Raw genomic sequence first — 973 nt, 5'->3', positions numbered from 1 at the left:
GGGCTTCGGCGATCTTCCGCATAGGCAATCGTTCATTCTGGGGCTCTTAACTCTTCCTGCCGGAAGACAAGGCTACCCCGCCGCACGATCGCCCAGCGGCGTCTCTCAGCCCGGGTCCGGGGTGACCGGATGCCCCGGAATCCGTGGCCGGATCAAACCGGAATCACTGACCGGATGTTATCGGAATGCCAGACCGGATGAGCCCGGTGTGCGCAACCGGGTTCCATCCGTTCGCTTTGAGTGGTCAAAGACAGGGATGAAAGGCAGTATTTTGCGCTTGAGCGCCAGCCAGACAAGGTTCTCAGAATACCCGTATGCCGAGTCCGCTGCCACCCAATCTGGCTTCAGGCCGAACCGCTCTGACGTCCGGTCGATCATCTTGATATTGCGCCCACTTCTGCCTGCCGGATCAACCGCCAAGCATCGACATCCACGATGATCCCATGATCCGTGTCGATCAGATAGTTGTCAGAACAGGCAAAGAAAGCCGGGCCTTTCCGCGCAGCCGTCTATTGGCTGGCGGGATCCAGAGAAGGCCCAAGAAATGGAGTTGACGAAACATGCCCACCTAAAGAAACGAGCGGTATGCAAGGTTCAAATGAACCTCTTCGCAAAGCCGTCGCTCGGACCAGAGGCCAAAGCGGTAGCCTACGAGCAGCCCATGCCAGAAGTTTTGATTTCGTGCAGCGCCTTCGCTGCAAACTTCTTCGACAAACGGGGAGCAGGCCGTCTGGGCCATGTGTGGTTTTGGCTATTGCCAACGCAGCATTCCTAATCGCGTGCTGCATAGTCTTCGGTGCGATCAGGCCTACATCACCAAAGCTATCATTGAGCCCGGCGCTGAGGCCCAGAGTCCGAACAACTCCGTTCCTACGTTCGTTGCCGCTGTCGGGAGCGGGACCTGTCAGAAATCTGCGATGTGTAGCCGACTGAATTTGTTCGGTGGTGCCTATGCGGAAGATCGCCGAAGCCT

General features: G+C 57.5%; 1 pseudogene. It reads right to left on the bottom strand.

Annotation, left to right across the window (positions count from 1 at the left end):
- Positions 1–207: 207 nt before the first annotated feature.
- Positions 208–527 (bottom strand): annotated as a pseudogene (locus tag MK745_RS19655) (IS5/IS1182 family transposase); the annotation flags it as partial.
- Positions 528–973 lie beyond the last annotated feature (446 nt).

The organism is Shimia aestuarii, assembly GCF_022814865.1.
GTDB lineage: Bacteria > Pseudomonadota > Alphaproteobacteria > Rhodobacterales > Rhodobacteraceae > Shimia > Shimia aestuarii_A.
This window is presented reverse-complemented; position numbering and strand designations above follow the sequence as displayed.